The sequence below is a fragment of the Streptomyces sp. NPDC028331 genome (assembly GCF_055565775.1).
This window is the reverse complement of sequence record NZ_JBVHTR010000006.1, coordinates 243,514-258,766: the sequence shown is the minus strand read 5'-3', so window position 1 is coordinate 258,766 and position 15,253 is coordinate 243,514. Positions and strand designations below refer to the sequence as shown.

At 73.1% G+C, this 15,253-nt stretch carries 17 protein-coding genes; 6 read left to right on the top strand and 11 right to left on the bottom strand.

Annotated elements, in window-relative coordinates; all coding sequences use genetic code 11:
• Positions 1 to 29 precede the first annotated feature (29 nt).
• Positions 30 to 506 carry an Lrp/AsnC family transcriptional regulator gene (locus tag ACZ4SW_RS11175; RefSeq protein ID WP_468240927.1) on the bottom strand — a complete coding sequence of 159 codons (477 nt, stop codon included), beginning with the start codon at positions 504 to 506 and terminating at the stop codon, positions 30 to 32.
• Between the two features lie 254 nt (positions 507 to 760).
• Here ACZ4SW_RS11175 and ACZ4SW_RS11170 point away from each other — a divergent pair, with 254 nt between their 5' ends.
• On the top strand, positions 761 to 2,248 hold the full coding sequence (locus ACZ4SW_RS11170; protein ID WP_468241260.1) for an FUSC family protein: 1,488 nt from the start codon (positions 761 to 763) through the stop codon (positions 2,246 to 2,248).
• Positions 2,249 to 2,361: 113 nt separating this feature from the next.
• Here the strand turns inward: ACZ4SW_RS11170 and ACZ4SW_RS11165 are convergent, their stop codons facing one another.
• The 4 genes from ACZ4SW_RS11165 to ACZ4SW_RS11150 all read right to left on the bottom strand — a co-directional run bounded on the left by ACZ4SW_RS11165 (position 2,362) and on the right by ACZ4SW_RS11150 (position 6,414).
• The gene (locus tag ACZ4SW_RS11165) at positions 2,362 to 3,285 is read right to left on the bottom strand and encodes a sirohydrochlorin chelatase (RefSeq protein WP_468240925.1); all 924 of its coding nucleotides are present in this window, start codon (positions 3,283 to 3,285) and stop codon (positions 2,362 to 2,364) included.
• 168 nt (positions 3,286 to 3,453) lie between these two features.
• A complete protein-coding gene (locus ACZ4SW_RS11160) occupies positions 3,454 to 4,413 on the bottom strand; it encodes an N-acetylglucosamine kinase (RefSeq protein WP_468240923.1) in 960 nt (319 codons plus the stop codon).
• A 68-nt stretch (positions 4,414 to 4,481) separates the two neighbouring features.
• Positions 4,482 to 5,159 carry a uracil-DNA glycosylase gene (locus ACZ4SW_RS11155; protein ID WP_468240920.1) on the bottom strand — a complete coding sequence of 226 codons (678 nt, stop codon included), beginning with the start codon at positions 5,157 to 5,159 and terminating at the stop codon, positions 4,482 to 4,484.
• A 112-nt stretch (positions 5,160 to 5,271) separates the two neighbouring features.
• Positions 5,272 to 6,414, bottom strand: a complete 1,143-nt coding sequence (locus ACZ4SW_RS11150) for a WD40/YVTN/BNR-like repeat-containing protein (RefSeq protein ID WP_468240918.1) — start codon at positions 6,412 to 6,414, stop codon at positions 5,272 to 5,274.
• A gap of 215 nt (positions 6,415 to 6,629) precedes the next feature.
• On the opposite strand from ACZ4SW_RS11150, the gene ACZ4SW_RS11145 reads away from it, so the two are divergent.
• Positions 6,630 to 7,220: an Rv1733c family protein gene (locus ACZ4SW_RS11145; RefSeq protein WP_468240915.1), complete on the top strand. Its 591-nt coding sequence runs from the start codon at positions 6,630 to 6,632 to the stop codon at positions 7,218 to 7,220.
• 265 nt (positions 7,221 to 7,485) lie between these two features.
• On the opposite strand, the gene ACZ4SW_RS11140 is transcribed toward ACZ4SW_RS11145, so the two are convergent.
• Positions 7,486 to 8,565, bottom strand: a complete 1,080-nt coding sequence (locus tag ACZ4SW_RS11140) for an NADH:flavin oxidoreductase/NADH oxidase (RefSeq protein WP_468240913.1) — start codon at positions 8,563 to 8,565, stop codon at positions 7,486 to 7,488.
• A 148-nt stretch (positions 8,566 to 8,713) separates the two neighbouring features.
• On the opposite strand from ACZ4SW_RS11140, the gene ACZ4SW_RS11135 reads away from it, so the two are divergent.
• Positions 8,714 to 9,073, top strand: a complete 360-nt coding sequence (locus ACZ4SW_RS11135) for an ArsR/SmtB family transcription factor (protein ID WP_468240910.1) — start codon at positions 8,714 to 8,716, stop codon at positions 9,071 to 9,073.
• On the opposite strand, the gene ACZ4SW_RS11130 is transcribed toward ACZ4SW_RS11135, so the two are convergent.
• Positions 9,017 to 10,372 carry a nucleobase:cation symporter-2 family protein gene (locus ACZ4SW_RS11130; protein ID WP_468240908.1) on the bottom strand — a complete coding sequence of 452 codons (1,356 nt, stop codon included), beginning with the start codon at positions 10,370 to 10,372 and terminating at the stop codon, positions 9,017 to 9,019. The genes ACZ4SW_RS11135 and ACZ4SW_RS11130 overlap by 57 nt on opposite strands.
• Positions 10,373 to 10,409: 37 nt before the next feature.
• Positions 10,410 to 11,762, bottom strand: a complete 1,353-nt coding sequence (locus ACZ4SW_RS11125) for an FAD-dependent oxidoreductase (RefSeq protein ID WP_468240906.1) — start codon at positions 11,760 to 11,762, stop codon at positions 10,410 to 10,412.
• A gap of 214 nt (positions 11,763 to 11,976) precedes the next feature.
• Between ACZ4SW_RS11125 and ACZ4SW_RS11120 the strand changes: the two genes are divergently transcribed.
• Both ACZ4SW_RS11120 and ACZ4SW_RS11115 read left to right on the top strand, forming a co-directional pair.
• Complete coding sequence (locus ACZ4SW_RS11120) at positions 11,977 to 12,441, top strand: DUF6214 family protein (RefSeq protein ID WP_468240903.1); 465 nt, start codon at positions 11,977 to 11,979, stop codon at positions 12,439 to 12,441.
• Positions 12,428 to 12,652, top strand: coding sequence for a hypothetical protein (locus tag ACZ4SW_RS11115; RefSeq protein WP_468240901.1), 225 nt, complete (start codon positions 12,428 to 12,430; stop codon positions 12,650 to 12,652). The genes ACZ4SW_RS11120 and ACZ4SW_RS11115 overlap by 14 nt, the downstream gene beginning before the upstream one ends.
• Before the next feature lie 9 nt (positions 12,653 to 12,661).
• Here ACZ4SW_RS11115 and ACZ4SW_RS11110 read toward each other — a convergent pair whose 3' ends face one another.
• Entirely contained in the window at positions 12,662 to 13,333 is a 672-nt protein-coding gene (locus ACZ4SW_RS11110) for a TetR/AcrR family transcriptional regulator (RefSeq protein WP_468240898.1), read from the bottom strand.
• 208 nt (positions 13,334 to 13,541) lie between these two features.
• Here ACZ4SW_RS11110 and ACZ4SW_RS11105 point away from each other — a divergent pair, with 208 nt between their 5' ends.
• Entirely contained in the window at positions 13,542 to 13,787 is a 246-nt protein-coding gene (locus ACZ4SW_RS11105; protein ID WP_468240896.1) for a DUF2630 family protein, read from the top strand.
• Positions 13,788 to 13,810: 23 nt separating this feature from the next.
• On the opposite strand, the gene ACZ4SW_RS11100 is transcribed toward ACZ4SW_RS11105, so the two are convergent.
• The gene (locus tag ACZ4SW_RS11100) at positions 13,811 to 14,509 is read right to left on the bottom strand and encodes an HAD family hydrolase (RefSeq protein ID WP_468240894.1); all 699 of its coding nucleotides are present in this window, start codon (positions 14,507 to 14,509) and stop codon (positions 13,811 to 13,813) included.
• A gap of 32 nt (positions 14,510 to 14,541) precedes the next feature.
• A complete protein-coding gene (locus ACZ4SW_RS11095) occupies positions 14,542 to 15,246 on the bottom strand; it encodes a phosphatase PAP2 family protein (RefSeq protein WP_468241258.1) in 705 nt (234 codons plus the stop codon).
• Positions 15,247 to 15,253: the final 7 nt, after the last annotated feature.

Genomic DNA, 15,253 nt, shown 5'->3' with positions numbered 1-15,253 from the left:
GAGGAGGACGCCCGGGGCCGGCCGCCGGGTCAGTTCGCCGCCGCGCGGCCGATCGACTCCACCAGCGGCAGCAGCCGGTGCGGGACGCGTTCGCGCAGTGCCACCTCCGTGCGGGTGCGGACCACCCCCGGCAGGCTGATCAGCTTCTGGATGACGTCCTCCAGGTGCGCGTTGTCGCGCGCGACCACCCGGGTCAGCAGGTCACCGCCACCGGTGATGGAGAACGCCTCCACGATCTCCGGCACCGCCGCGAGCGCGTCGCCCACGTCGTCCAGATGTCCCTGCGTGACCTCGATGTGCACGAACGCCAGCACCGGATGTCCGAGCGCGGCGGGGGACAGGGACGGAGCCGTGCCGGTGATCACCCCGTCGCGCTCCAGGCGGTCGAGGCGGGCCTGCACGGTGCCCCGGGCGATGCCCAGGATGCGCGCGTACTCGCGCACGCTGGTGCGCGGCTGTTCGAGCAGCAGCCGCAGGATGCGGGTGTCGAGTCCGTCCACGGCCATGGTCCGTTGGCCTTCCGGTGGTAGGAGTGGATCTTCTTCGACTGTACCAATGGCCCAGTGAACAAGGCGCCGGTTGAGCCATTGCGGTCCTGATGCTTTCCTTATGGGTATCAATGGCGCCGCGCAGCGCAGGACCGGTGACGAAGCCGGGATCCGTGCCCGCGGCGCCATTCCCATGTCCCGGCGGAGACGACATGAGAAGTGGGGGCGGACGGACGACGGTGGTCAACCCGACTCTGAAGAAGTTCAAGCAGATGTTCACGGCTCCGGACCCGGGGCTCTTCCGGCTGCGTGTCTCGCTGCGCGCGGTGCTCGGGATCGGCCTCGCCGTGACCGTGTGCGAGGCGGCCGGGCTGCCGCTGCCCGCCTCGGTCACCGGTGGGCTCGCGGCCCTGCTGGCGTTGTTCACCGTCGCCGACCCGACCGTGCGCGGCCAGGCGGTCAGCACCGCGCTGCTGCCCGTCGTCGGTCTTCCGGTCCTCACGGTCGCGACCGTCCTGCACGGTGTGCCGGCGGTGCGGGACGGGGTCTGGCTCGCGGTGGTCTTCGCGGGTGTGTACGCCCGCCGCTGGGGACCGCGCGGGCATGCGCTCGGCATCTTCGCCTTCATGACCTTCTTCGTCGCGCAGTTCCTGCACGCCGTCCCCGGCGAACTGCCCGACCTGTACGCGGCCGTGGCGCTCTCGCTCGCCGCCGCCTCGGCGGTGCGGTTCGGGGCCTGGTGCGTCGAACGCCGCACGCCGCTGCCCGCCACGCCCGCGCCGCTCGGCGGCCGCGGCCTCGCCCGGCCCGCCACGCGCCAGGCCTTCCAGGCGACCGCGGCCTGCGCCTTCGCCATCGCCGCCGGTCAGGTGCTGTCCCACGAGCGCTGGTACTGGGCGGTCGGCACCGCCTGGTGGATCTTCGTGAACACCGCCTCGCGCGGCGAGACGCTGGTACGCGGCTTCCGGCGGGTCGTCGGCACGGTCACCGGCATCGTCGCCGGGCTCCTGGTCGCGGTGCCGCTGCACGGCGCCCCGGTGCCCACCGCCGTGCTCGTCGCCGTCTGCGTGTTCGGCGTCTTCTACACGGCGGCGCCGTCCTACAGCTGGATGATGTTCTTCGTCACCGTGATGGCGGGTCTGCTCTACGGCCTGCTGGGGGTGCTGCACCCGGGGCTGCTCGCTCTGCGACTCGCCGAGACCGGCGTCGGGGCCCTGGGGGCGGCGCTCGCCGTCGCGTTCGTCCTGCCGGTCACCACCCACGCGGTCACCGACCAGTGGGTGCGCCGCGCCGTGCACGCGGTGCACGGCTGTACCGCGGCGGCGGCACGGCGACTCGCGGGCGACCCGGAGGCGGACCCCGCGTCGCGCGCGGCGGAGCTCGAGGCGCTGCTGGGGCGCGTACGGCAGGCGCTCGCGCCGCTGGTGCATCCGCTGAACCCGCTGAGGGCGCGCAAGGCTCGGGCCCGCCAGGTGCTGGCACTGCTCGACGAGTGCGCCCGCCGGACCCGCGGCCTCGTCGCCGTCGCCGCCGACCCGGACGCCTCGCACGACGCCCGCCTCACGGATGCGTGCCGACGTGTCGAGACCGCGGTGGAGGCGCTGCTGGGAGCGGTCCCCGAACGCGCCCTGACGCCTCCCGCCGACGTCCCGGGCCACCACCCCGGGGCCGAACAGGCCCTCAGCCACCTCCACGGCCTGGAACGCGCCCTGATCGCCCTGGCCGGACCGCTGCACGGCTCCTCCCCGGTGCGGGCCTGACGTCCGTACGCCGGTCTCCCTGCAACGGGGCTCGGCTGCCGGCTCCCATGACACGGCCAAGGGCCCGCCCCCGGAGGGGAGCGGGCCCTTGGCCGTACGGGTGTCCGGCGGGGTCAGCGGACCGGCGTGCCCTGCGGCTGCTGCGGGGCGATGCCCAGCGCCGTCGTGTACTTGGCGAGCGCCAGCTTGCCGATCGCCGGGTATGCGCCGAGGGCCTCGGCGGCGGGGCAGCCCGCTTCCTCGGCGGCTGCCTCCAGCAGCCCCGGCTCGAGCTCCGGGCCGATCAGGTACGGCGCGAGTGCAAGCTGCTGCGAGCCGGAGGAGCGCAACTGCTCGGCGACGGAAGCGATCGAACCCTCCTGGTCCAGCGCCGCCGCCATCACCGGGACGGCGAGCCTCGCGGCCAGCAGCATGCCCGTGATCCCGGCCGCCTGCACGGCCTCGTCGCCGCCGACGGAGGCGAGGATGATGCCGTCCGCGGCCGTCGCGACCGTGAACAGGCGGGCACGGTCGGCGCGGGCCAGGCCGGCCTCGGACAGCCGCACGTGCAGCGCCTCGGCGAGCAGCGGGTGCGGGCCGAGGGCGTCGGTCAGATCGGCCGCGACCCGGCTGTCCATGACGGCCTGGCGGACCCGGCGCAGCAGCGCGCTGTCCGGACCGGCCAGCAGCGGCACCACCACGGCTACCGGGCCGTCGGGCTCCTTGGCCTCCAGGCCTGCGGCGACCGCCTGCTCGTAGCGCGCGGTGCGCTCCTCGGCGGTACGCGTGAGCACGGACTTCAGCGCGGGGAACTCCGCGTCGTCCCCGTCCAGGTAACCGATGCGCGCGTCCAGGCCGGGCAGCTCGGACCGCGCGATGCTCACGACCTCCTCGGCGAGGCTGCGCGTGGCGGCACTGGGCGTACCCGGCACCGCGAGGACGAGCGCGGGCGCGCCCTCGGGAGCCACCAGGGGTTCCGGGCGGCGGTGCCGCCCGGGCTGGCGGGGGCGCGGCATTCGTACAGGCAGCCCGGATACGGGCCCAGTCGGGGAGCTCATGGCGCCGCATGCTACTGGCTTTGTGGGCTCCCCTGTTCGGGGAGGGTGCAGGTGAGCGGTATCCGTCCGGTTTTGTCTGATGAGTTACGTACAGATGAGAAGTGATCGTTACGGTGTGACTTTTCCGTCGCGCATGAGGACGTAACTCCCCTCTTCCGGCAAGGGGAATCACTCGCTCTTTTCGGTCACCACATGCAACAGATGTTCGTCGTACGGGAGCGTGAGCGAATCGTTTGCGAGTGCGAGCGCGATGCGTACGGCACCGTGCAGGGGGTCGCCCTCCGCAGGGACCAGGCGTGCCTGTGGAACCTGGCGTGCCAACTCCCGCCGCAGCGGTTGGAGAAGGGGCTCACCCACCCCGAACAGGCCCCCTGTGAGGGCTACCCGGGGCTCCCCGGAGGCAGGGCACACGGCGGCCGCGGACTCGGCCGTGTGCCGGGCGGCCGCCTCCAGGATGCCGACGGCGACCGGGTCGTCCGCGGCGCACGCGGCCACTTGGGGAGCGAACGACGCCAGCACCGCGGCCCGGTCGGTACGCGGGTAGACCTTGCCCGGCAGCCCGGTGACCGGGCCGAACACCGCCTCGGCCCGGGCCAGCAGACGCTCGGAACCGCCGGGCCGCCCGTCATGCGCGCGCAGCGCTGCCTCCAGCCCGGCCCGCCCGATCCATGCGCCGCCGCCGCAGTCGCCCAGCAGGTGACCCCAGCCGTCCGCCCGGCGCCAGCTCGTCAGATCCGTCCCGAGTGCTATCAGCCCGGTGCCGGCCGCCACCACGGCGCCGGGGCCAGCGCCGAGCGCACCCGCGTACGCGGTGACGGCGTCCGCGACCAGCGCCACCCTGCGGACACCGAGCTCACGGGTCAGCGCACCGGGAAGCTCGGCGCGCAGGCCGTCGCCCAGGGTGGCCAGACCGGCCGCCCCGATCGCGACCGCCCGCACTTCGGCACCACCGGCAGCCGCGAGCAACCTCCGTGCCATCGGCAGGAGTTGCTCCAGCAGGTGCCCGGCATCGATCCCCCGGGCAGCGGTGCGCACCGGCTCCTGGGACGTCAGCGGGGCCGTCGCCGCCGAGGCCGGGCCGCCCCGGGGAGCGAGGGCGACCCGCAGGCCGGAACCCCCGGAGTCCACGGCGAGCACAACCTCCGGCACCGCGCCGGGTACGGCCGCCGACGGAACACGACCCGGCGCGGGAGGTGTCACGGCAGGCGCCAGTCCACCGGCTGCCCGCCCTGACGGATCAACAGGTCGTTGGCCCGGCTGAAGGGCCGTGAGCCGAAGAAGCCACGGTCCGCCGACATCGGGGACGGGTGTGCGGACTCGATCGCCGGGAGATCGTCCAGCAGCGGCCGCAGGTTGCGCGCGTCGCGGCCCCACAGGATGGACACCAGCGGCTTGCCGCGCGCGGCAAGCGCCCTTATCGCCTGCTCGGTGACCTCCTCCCACCCCTTGCCGCGGTGGGCCGCAGGACGGCGCGGGGCCGTGGTGAGCGCCCTGTTGAGCAACAGCACGCCTTGCCTGGTCCACGGGGTGAGGTCGCCGTTCGACGGCTGGGGCAGGCCCAGATCGGCGTTCAGCTCCCGAAAGATGTTGATCAGGCTGCCGGGCAGCGGCCGTACATCCGCAGCGACCGAGAACGACAACCCCACCGCATGTCCGGGGGTGGGGTACGGGTCCTGGCCGACGATCAGGACGCGGACCTCGTCGAAGGGCTGCTGGAAGGCCCGCAGGACGTTCGGCCCCGCCGGGAGGTAGGTGCGCCCCGCGGCGATCTCCGCGCGCAGGAAGTCACCCATCGCGGCGATCCGTTCGGCCACCGGTTCCAGGGCCTTCGCCCAGCCTGCTTCGACGATTTCATGCAACGGTCGTGGTGCCACGGCGTCACCCTACTGCCGCGCGCACACCGACGATCAACCGGTGCCCCAGGGGTGACCGGGAATGCTCGCGCGGTGGGCGAACCAGGCGCCACGCCGACCGATTGATGCCCGATCAGGCGATCACCGCCGCCCGTACGCACAGCACGTCCGGCAGGTGGGAGGCGAGCTGCTGCCAGCTCTCACCGTCGTCCGCCGACGCGTACACCTCGCCGTTGCGGTTGCCGAAGTACACGCCCGCGGGGTCCGCGTCGTCCGTGCACAGGGCGTCCCGCAGGACCGTGCCGTAGTGGTCCTCGGACGGCAGGCCCGCCGTGAGCGGCTCCCAGCTACGGCCCGCGTCCGCCGTGCGGTACACACGACACCGGCGACCGGCCGGAACCCGGTCGGCGTCCGCGTTGATCGGGAAGACGTACGCCGTGTCCCCGCGGTGCGGGTGGGCGGCCACGGAGAACCCGAACGTCGACGGCAGGCCCTCGCCGATGTCCGTCCAGTGGGCGCCCGCGTCATCGGTTCTGTAGACCCCCCAGTGGTTCTGCAGATACAGCCGGTCCGCGTCCGCCGCGTCCTGTGCGATCTTGTGCACGCACTGGCCGAACTCCGGGTTGGGGTCGGGCAGGAACACCGCGGAGACGCCGGAGTTGGACGGCTCCCAGCTCGCACCGCCGTCCCGGGTGCGGAAGACACCGGCCGTCGACACGGCGACCGTCACCGCCTTCGGGTCCCGCCTGTCGGTGACCACGGTGTGCAGGCCCTCGCCACCGCCGCCCGGCACCCACTTGGCGCGGGTCGGGTGCTCCCACAGAGGGCGCACCAGCTCGAAGCTCTCGCCCCGGTCCTCCGAGCGGTACAGCGCGGCCGGTTCCGTCCCGGCGTACACCACGTCCGGCTCCGCGGCGGCCGGGTGGAGCTGCCACACGCGCTCCAGCGAGGCGCCGGTGTCCTTGGGGAACTTCACGGCGGGTCGCGCGGGCTCGGTCCAGGTGCGGCCCAGGTCGTCGGAGTGGAAGACGGAGGGCCCCCAGTGTGAGCTGTCGCCTCCGGCCAGCAGGCGCGGGGTGCCGCCGCGGGTGTCGATGGCCACCGAGTAGACGGCCTGCGCGTTGAAGTACGGGCTTTCGTCGAACTCCCACGCGCCGCCCCGTCGCCGCGCGATGAACAGGCCCTTGCGTGTGCCCACGGTGAGCAGTACGTCGGCCATGCCGACCACCTCCGAAACGCCGTTGTCCCAGACAGGGGCCAGTCTGCACCCCGGCACTGACACTCACCCCCGTGGATGGAATCAGCACAGGTCAGAGCCGTGTTTCCGGACGGAGAGGAGGGCAGGGCGCCGGGCCGGCAGCGGGCCTGGGGGCTGCGCGCGGACGCCGTGAACCCGCGAGCCGGCCGACATCGGGTGAGCAGCGGCGGGTCCGTTCGCGTATGGGAGGGAGGTCGGGGGGTGTCCGTGCACGGGTGAGGAGGATGCCGGCGATGAGGTGGCTGTCGTCGTTGACGTTCCGCGGTGGCAGGGTGTGGCTGTGGCGGTGGCGGCGCAATCCGCTGCGGCGCCGCAGCGATGCGCTGGAGGCCTGGGTGGTGCTGGCGGTCTGGGCTGTGACCGTGGTCGGTGGAGTGCTGACGGGGGTGGCGGCGACGCACTCGGTGGAGCGAGGACTGGCCGAGGAGCGGGCGCAGTGGCATCCGGTGGTGGCCCTGCTCACCCAGGACGCCCCGAAGGGGGGCGCCGGCGCGGGGGATCAGCGAGTGTGGGCGAAGGTGCGCTGGACGGACAGGGACGGTTCGTCGCACGCCGGACAGGCCCGGGTGGCCGCCGGCAGCCCCACGGGCACGGCCGTCACCGTGTGGACGGATCCCGAGGGCTCCCTCGTGACCCAGCCGGCCACCGAGTCCCAGGCGCAGGTCCGTGCGGCGATGGTCGGGGTGCTGGTGGGGGCCGGAGCGGCGGCGGTCCCGTTCGTGGGGGGACGCGTCTGGCGCGAACGCCTCGAACGCCGGCGCATGGCGCAGTGGGACGAGGCCTGGGCGCGATTCGGGCCGCTGTGGGGCCGGACGGCGGGCTGACCGGCCGCATGTCCGTGAGGGGGCCGAGGCGTTCGGATCTCCGAGTGCCGCACGGCCCCCCTGGCGGCGGGTGAACGGCATGCGAGGACGGCGGTGTCCCCTCGCCGTACCGGAGCCGGTGACCGGCTCCGATGAGCGTCCCCGGGGGCGACAAGCGCTTCGCGCTGCTGACGCGGCCGAGCCTCGGGGGCGCCCGCCGGGCAGGCCGGCCCTTCTGCCTCCGCTCACCCCGACGACAGGGGCCGGACGAGCGGAGGCGGAGGGATCAGACGGACCGGTGGTACGGGTCCGGGATCCGCACCTCGCCGCCCAGTTCCCGGGCCGCGAGGCGGGCGAAGGACGGGTTGCGGAGCAGTTCGCGACCCAGCAGGACGGCGTCCGCCTCCCCGTTGACCAGGATCTTCTCGGCCTGCTCGGGCTCGGTGATGAGGCCGACCGCGGCCACCGGCAGGGAGGTCTCCGCCTTCACCCGGGCGGCGAAGGGCACCTGGTAGCCGGGGCTCGTCGGGATGCGGACGCCCGCCGCGTTGCCGCCGGTCGAGACGTCCAGCAGGTCCACGCCGTGCGCCCTGAGGTCGGCCGCGAAGCGGACCGTGTCGTCGGCCGTCCAGCCGCCCTCGTCCAGCCAGTCGGTGGCCGAGACGCGGAAGAACAGCGGCTTGTCCTGCGGCCACACCTGCCGCACCGCGTCGACGACCTCGAGCGCGAAGCGGGTGCGGTTCTCGTAGGAGCCGCCGTAGGCGTCCGTGCGGTGGTTGGAGTGCGGGGAGAGGAACTCGTTGATCAGGTAGCCGTGCGCGCCGTGGATCTCCACGACCTCGAAACCTGCGACCAGGGCGCGGCGGGCCGCGTCCGCGAACCGTCCCACGATCTCCCGGATCCCGGCCACGGTCAGTTCGGTCGGCACGGGGTGACGTGCGTCGAACGGCACCGCGCTCGGCGCGAGCGGCTGCCAGCCGTACGCTTCGGGGCCGAGCGGCGCGCCGCCCTTCCAGGTGCGGTCGGTCGACGCCTTGCGGCCCGCGTGCGCGAGCTGGACCGCGGGGACCGTGCCCTGCTCCTTGAGGAAGCGCGTGATCCGCTGGAACGCCTCGACCTGCGTGTCGTTCCACAGGCCCAGGTCGTAGGGGGTGATGCGGCCCTCGGGCAAGACGGCGGTCGCCTCGACGACGATCAGCCCCGTGCCGCCGGCCGCGCGCGCCGCGTAGTGCGCGAAGTGCCAGTCGGCGGGGGCGCCCGTGGCGGGCCCCTCGGGTGCCGCCGAGTACTGGCACATCGGAGGCATCCAGAGGCGGTTCGGGACCGTCACATCGCGCAGGGTGAAGGGTTCGAAGAGCGCGCTCACGGCGGACTCCATTCGGTGCGGTGCCGACAACGACACTCGTACGATAGACGTCGTAGTACGTCAGATGTCAAACTACGATGGTTCTCGTACGATGGAAGGGATCAACCGGACGCCGCGCCGGATGGCCCCCGGACGAACTGGAGCCGTTGTGACCCCCGCCGCCCCCGCTCTCGGCAGCCGTGACCTTCCGCACCCGGCGCGTGAGGAGATCCGTCTGGAGGCGGTGCTGCACGCGTTGTCCGACCCCATGCGGCTGCGGATCGTGCGGGAGCTCGCCGCCGGCAGCGACGAGCTCTCCTGTTCGCACTTCGACCTGCCCGTCACCAAGTCCACCACCACGCACCACTTCCGGGTGCTGCGCGAGAGCGGGGTGATCCGGCAGGTCTACCGGGGCACGGCCAAGATGAACGGCCTGCGCAGGGACGAACTGGAGGATCTCTTCCCAGGGCTCCTAGACGCCCTGCTCGCCGCCGCCGCGCGTCAGGCCGCCCGCCTCGGGGACGGCTGAACCGGCCTTCGAGGGCAGGTGGTTGAAGAGCAGGTTCAACACGATCGCGGTCAGGCATCCGGCGCTGATCCCGCTGTTCATCACCGTCTGGAACCAGGCGGGGAACCTCTCGTAGACCGCCGGCACCCCGACCGGCAGCATGCCGACCGCCACCGAGACGGCCACCACCGTCAGGTTGTGGTTGCCCCGGAAGTCCACACCGGCCAGCGTCCGCAGCCCGCTCGCGGCGACCGTCCCGAACATCACCAGGCCCGCCCCGCCGAGCACCGGCGCCGGAATCGCCGCGACCACCGCGCCCAGCTTGGGCAGCAGACCCAGCAGTACGAGCATGCCGCCGGACGCGGCCACGACCCAGCGGCTGCGCACCCGGGTCATGCCGACCAGGCCGACGTTCTGGGCGTACGCCGTGTACGGGAAGGTGTTGAACACGCCGCCGAGGATGGTGGAGAGTCCGTCGGCCCGCAGGCCGTCGGCGAGGGAGCGCGGTTCCGCCCTGCGACCGGTCATCTCACCGACCGCGATCAGGTCACCGGTGGTCTCGGTCATCGTCACCACCGCGACCACCAGCATGGACGCGATCGCCGAGGCGTGGAAGACGGGCGTACCGAAGTGGAACGGCGTGCTGATCCCGACCCAGTCGGCGCCGCCCACCCCGCCGAAGTCCGTGAAGCCGAACGGCACCGCGACCGCCAGCCCCACCACGATGCCGATCAGCACCGCGATCCGGCTCAGGAACGCCGGCGCGAAGCGCTGCACCGCGAGCACCACCAGCAGGACGAAGGCCGCGAGGGCCAGGTTCCCCGGCTTCCCGAAGTCCTTCGAACCCTGGCCACCGGCGGCCCAGGTGCCGGCCACCGGCAGCAGCGACAGGCCGATGATCAGGATGACGGTGCCCGTGACGAGGGGTGGGAGGAAGCGCAGGAGTCTGCCGAACACGGGCGCCAGCAGCACGATCGCGAGGCCTGCGACGATCACCGAGCCGTAGACGGCGGAGAGTCCGCCGCCCGTCGTCCCGATGAGCACCATCGGGGACACGGCGGCGAAGGTGCAGCCCTGCATGATCGGCAGCCGTGCGCCGAAGCGCCAGAAGCCGACGCACTGGATGAGGGTCGCGACGCCGCACACCAGCAGGTCGGCGGTGATGAGGTAGGCCAGGTCGGCGGCCGACAGTTTCATGGCGCCGCCGACGATCAGCGGTACCGCCACGGTGCCGGCGTACATGGCGAGGACGTGCTGGAGGGCGTAGGCGCAGAGTCGGCGTATCGGGGGGACTTCGTCCACGGGGTGCACGGTGGGCATGGGGGAGAAGGTAGGCCGCTTGAACAGTTTGTTGATTTCAGAGGTGTTGCGGGATCGTGTCGTGCGCGGCGGCCATCAGCGACTGCCAGTCCGGGAGCTTCACCACTCTCCGGCCCAGCGACGCCCCGAGCTCCGCCTCCGCCCGTTCGATCGCCAGCCATCCCGGCCACTCGACCGGCCGCACTCCGTCCGCCCGCAGGGCCGCGAGCGCGTCCTCCACGACCTCGCGGGCGGCGAGGCCGGCCGCGTCCTGGAGCAATGAGGTCACCGTCTCCTTGGCGCAGGGGCGGTTGGTGCCGATGACGCCCGTCGGGCCCCTCTTGATCCACCCCGCCACGTACTCACCGGGGCAGATCTCGCCCTCGCGCAGCACCCGTCCCGCCCGGTGCGGCACGGTGCCGGTCTCGGAGTCGAACGGCAGCCCCTCCAGCGGCACTCCGCGGTAGCCCACCGAACGCAGCACGAGCTGCGCCTCGATGTCCTCGTACCGCCCGCTGCCCGTGACCCCGCCCCGCCCGTCGGGCAGGGTCCGCTCGAACCGCACCGCGCCCACCCGGCCCCCTTCGGCCAGCAGTTCGACCGGGCGCAGGAAGAACCGCAGCCGGATCCGCCGCACCGCACCGCTCGGTGGTGCCGCGGCCCAGCCGCGCAGCACCTCCACGTTGCGCCGCTGGGTGGCAGGCAGCCCGGACGGATCGGCGTACGCCGGGTCCAGCGCCAGTTCGGACTCGTCCACGACCACGTCGGTGTCCGGCAGGGCGCCCAGCTCGCGCAGCTCCTTGGTGGTGAACCGGGCCTGGGAGGGGCCGCGCCGGCCCACCATGTGGATCTCCGCGACCTTTCCCGCGCCCAGCGCGGTGAGCGCCGCCTGCGGCATGTCGGTGGGGCTCAGGTCCGCCACCTCGCGGGCCAGCATCCGGGTCACGTCGACAGCGACGTTCCCGACGCCGATCACCACGGCCGCCCGCGCGTCGTGCAGGAAGCCCTCCTCGACGGAGTCCGGGTGTGCGCTGTACCAGGACACGAACTCGGTGGCCGACCAACTGCCGGGCAGGTCCTCGCCCGGGATGCCGAGATGCCGGTCGGTCGCGGCGCCCACGCAGTAGACCACCGCGTGGTACAGCTCCCGCAGCCGGGCGGGCGGCACCCCGCCCGCGCCCACCTGGACGCCGCCCAGGAAACGGATCCGCTCGTGCTCCAGGACCGTGCGCAGACTGTTCTGCAGGGACTTGATCTTCTCGTGGTCGGGTGCCACCCCGTACCGCACCAGCCCGTACGGGCACGGCAGGCGGTCGAGTACGTCGACGCGTACCCGTGGATCCTGCTGGACCAGGCTCTGCGCGGTGTAGACCCCGCTCGGACCCGAGCCGACGACGGCGACATGCAGCACGGCGGAACTCCCTCGTGGAGGAGATCGCTGGTGGCTCCAGCATTGCACCGCGCACGGCGGGAGGGGAGGGGGCGTGCCGCTGGGCCGACGGGGTGCGGTGCGCGCTCCTTCTGTGCGTGGCTCTCCGCATGGTATGTGATCATTCACTTACGTTCCGTATGTGCTGGAGGTGTCCTTTCAGGATTTTTCCGACCGACCCAGGTCGGATGTGCCGGTGGCCGTGTGTCCCGCGTGGGAAGTGCGGGAGCACGGAAGTGTCACGTCGTGGTACGCGGTCCGGCTCGACCTGCCGGACGGGGGGCGGGTCGACGTTCTCGCCGTGGTGGCGGCCGACGGCGTGTCGATCGAGGAGGTGCGGGCCCAGCCGCCCCTGTCGCTCGGCGATCTGACGGCCCTCGTCGACTGGATCGAGGAACCGTTGCTGCAGGCGTGCGGTGTGGACGACGGGTCGCCCTGCGAGCCCCTGGGGGCACCGGCGGACCGGCCCCGTCCCGCCTGGCCGCACGGCCTGGAGGGCTGGCGGCGGGTCGCCGAGGAGTACCGCACGGCCCAGGGGAAGGGTGTCGACCCGGTGTACGCGGTCATGTGTGCGACAGGGCGCAGTCGGCGTCGCTCGCTGAAGCTGATCGCCGGTGCGCGCGACGCCGGGTTTCTGACCCCACGACATGCCCGGAGCTGACCGCGGCGGGCCGCGCGCGACCGCCCGGCCCCCGGCCGAGAGGCCGTCCTGGGACGGGGTGAAGGTCGGGTGCGTCCACGCCGACGGCCTCGCCGAGGGCTTCGACGTCCATAGGCCGACCGACCGCCGCACCGATCCCGCACAGCGGATCCGGCTCGGCGAGCTCGACGCCCGGGCGCAGCCGGACTGCTTCGGCCGGTCACTCGTGTGAGTCGGCCGGTCACTCGTGTGAGGGGGGACGGCTCTCCGTCGCGAAGAACCGCGACAGATCCGGGTCGTACGCCTCGCCGGTCCCCTCGGGGGCCGGCGGGGCGCCCATCTCCCACGCGAGGCCGTACCGCTCGAACAACTCGGCCCGCAGGACCGGCAGCGGCATCGGAACGCCCGGCACCAGCGCCGCGTAGACCGCGCCCATCAGCAGGGCCCGCAGCATCGGGTAGCCGGTGTCGGGGTCCGCCCCGCCGTGCCGGGCGACCGTGTCCCGCAGCAGCTCCGCGAGGCGCTGCTGCTCCGGGCACTGCACGAATCCCTCGGCCTGCAGGATGCCCGCCATGTGATGGCGCATCAGCACGGGGTGATGCACGGTCAGGCCGAGGATCGCGTCGATGGCCCGCGCCATCCGCTCCCGGCCGTCCTCCGTGCGCGGCTCGCGCTCCAGCGCCTCCTCGAGGGTGCGGTGCATCAGCCGGTGCACGGCCGACTGCAGGAGTTGCCGCTTGCCGGGAAAGTAGTACGACACGAGGCCCCGCGCGGAGCCGGCGCGATCCGCGATGTCGCCGAGCGTCGTCGCGTCGTATCCGCGCTCGCTGACCAGTTCGACGGCCGCGTACAACAGCCGCTCGCGGGAACGCCGCCGCAATTCTTCGTTGACCGAGGCGCTGCGCGGCGACATCCTGGACTCCTGCGTTGACTGGCTGCCAGCCAACTATACTCAGCACGTTCCTGAACCGCGCCGCAGGCCGGTTCAGGACGGCGCCTGCCCCGGGCCACGCGGGGGATGGTCCAGGGCAGGCGCGCACTCCACGTCTCCCGCCACCGGTGTCGCACCGCAAGTGAACCGTCTCTAGAGTGGGCACCAGTCACCGAGGAGGCGGACAGACATGGATCAGGACCAGATCCTGGGCAGGATTTCGGCGATGGTGGAGGAGGAGCGCGCCCTGCGGGAGGCGGTGTCGTCCGGCCGCATCGACAGCGCGACGGAGCAGGAGCGCCTCGGCGAGCTGGAACGCGCCCTGGACCAGTGCTGGGACCTGCTGCGCCAGCGCCGCGCCAAAGCGGAGTTCGGTGAGAACCCGGACGAGGCACAGGTCCGCCCGGCGTCGCAGGTCGAGGGCTACGAGAGCTGAGGGCCGGGGAGGGCGCGCCCGGCTCAGCCGATCAGTTCCAGCACCGGACGGAGACCGTCCGGGCGTTCGGTCACCGTGCGGTGCTCGACGAAGTGCACCGCGCAGCCCAGGTCGGCCGCGCCGCCGTCGGCGCGGCGGTCGTCGCCGACCATCAGCGTGTCCTGCGGGGCGACGCCGAGCGCGTCGCAGGCGAGCGCGAACAGCCGCGTGTCCGGCTTCTGGACGCCGTGTTCGTACGACAGCACGTACGCGTCCACATACCGGTCGGCGCCGTGCTCGCGGAAGACCGGCCGCAGGTCCCAGCCGATGTTGCTGACCACGCCGACGGCCACCCCGCGCTCGCGCAGTGCCGCCAGCACCTCCACCGTGTCGGGGTAGGGCCGCCAGGCGGCGGGCGTCATATGGCGGTCGTACAGCGCGTCGTGCAGCCGCGCATCCGGCAACTCCACCCGGCGGGACAGCCCGGTGTAGGCGGCCCGGTGCGCCTCGGCGCTGCGGTCCCGGACCGCCCACAGCGCGGCCAGGTCGTCCGGCAGCGGCCCCGTGGGGAGGGAACCGCCCGCCAGCGCGCCCGCGGCCTCCAGTTGCCCCGCCATCCGCAGCAACTCGGCCTCGGGCAGCGCCACGTCGGCCTCCGCGAGTACCGCGCGCAGCCATGACTCGGCCGACTCGATGCGGAAGAGGGTCCCGGAGAAGTCGAAGAGCACGCCTTTGATCGTCATGGCGCCGATCCTTCGCGTCAGGCTCCTCACGGTCAAGGACGCCGTTCGCGCCGGAGCGGCTCTTTGTCCCCGGGGCACCAGCGCTCGTACGACGCCACCGCGAGCGCGACCAGCAGAGCCCCCAGCAGCCAGCCGCCCAGCACGTCCGACGGCCAGTGCACGCCCAGCCAGACGCGGGTCAGCCCGACGCCCACCACCGAGAGCACGGCCACCGTGAGCGCGGTGCGCCACAGCAGGCGCCCGGCGCCGTAGCGGTGCAGGAGCCACAACAGCAGCCCGCACACCACGGTGGCCGTCATGGCGTGACCGGAGGGGAAGGCCGCGTAGTGGGCGGAGTCGACGGGATTCGGCCACACCGGGCGGGGGCGTCCGACGGCCGCCTTGAGGACGTTCTGCGCCAGCGCCGCGAGCACGCACGTGGCCGCCACCCACAGGGCGAGCCACCGCGCTGCGCGTCGCCACAGCAGCCAGAACACGGCGGCCGCGCACAGGACGCGCATGGTCTGGGGGTCCCACACCCAGTCCGTGAGGACACGGGACACGTGCGTGATCCCCCGGTGTTCGACCGCCCAGCGGTGCGTGGTGGTCGCGATGTCGCCGTCCAGCGTCATCAGGGGACGCCAGGAGACGGCGACCAGCACCAGGAGCAGCATCGACGGGGCGGCGAGGCCGGCGGCGAGCGCCGCGGCCCGCGACGCCGGAGGGCGGGGCGGTGAGTCGACGGACGCGGGGCGCATACCGAGA

What these genes read in the sequence shown, in the direction of transcription:
- ACZ4SW_RS11175 (WP_468240927.1), bottom strand. Translation starts at nt 506, where the DNA reads ATGGCCGTGGACGGACTCGACACCCGCATCCTGCGGCTGCTGCTCGAA.
- ACZ4SW_RS11170 (WP_468241260.1), top strand. Translation starts at nt 761, where the DNA reads ATGTTCACGGCTCCGGACCCGGGGCTCTTCCGGCTGCGTGTCTCGCTG.
- ACZ4SW_RS11165 (WP_468240925.1), bottom strand. Translation starts at nt 3,285, where the DNA reads ATGAGCTCCCCGACTGGGCCCGTATCCGGGCTGCCTGTACGAATGCCG.
- ACZ4SW_RS11145 (WP_468240915.1), top strand. Translation starts at nt 6,630, where the DNA reads ATGAGGTGGCTGTCGTCGTTGACGTTCCGCGGTGGCAGGGTGTGGCTG.
- ACZ4SW_RS11130 (WP_468240908.1), bottom strand. Translation starts at nt 10,372, where the DNA reads ATGCCCACCGTGCACCCCGTGGACGAAGTCCCCCCGATACGCCGACTC.
- ACZ4SW_RS11115 (WP_468240901.1), top strand. Translation starts at nt 12,428, where the DNA reads ATGCCCGGAGCTGACCGCGGCGGGCCGCGCGCGACCGCCCGGCCCCCG.
- ACZ4SW_RS11110 (WP_468240898.1), bottom strand. Translation starts at nt 13,333, where the DNA reads ATGTCGCCGCGCAGCGCCTCGGTCAACGAAGAATTGCGGCGGCGTTCC.
- ACZ4SW_RS11105 (WP_468240896.1), top strand. Translation starts at nt 13,542, where the DNA reads ATGGATCAGGACCAGATCCTGGGCAGGATTTCGGCGATGGTGGAGGAG.
- ACZ4SW_RS11100 (WP_468240894.1), bottom strand. Translation starts at nt 14,509, where the DNA reads ATGACGATCAAAGGCGTGCTCTTCGACTTCTCCGGGACCCTCTTCCGC.
- ACZ4SW_RS11095 (WP_468241258.1), bottom strand. Translation starts at nt 15,246, where the DNA reads ATGCGCCCCGCGTCCGTCGACTCACCGCCCCGCCCTCCGGCGTCGCGG.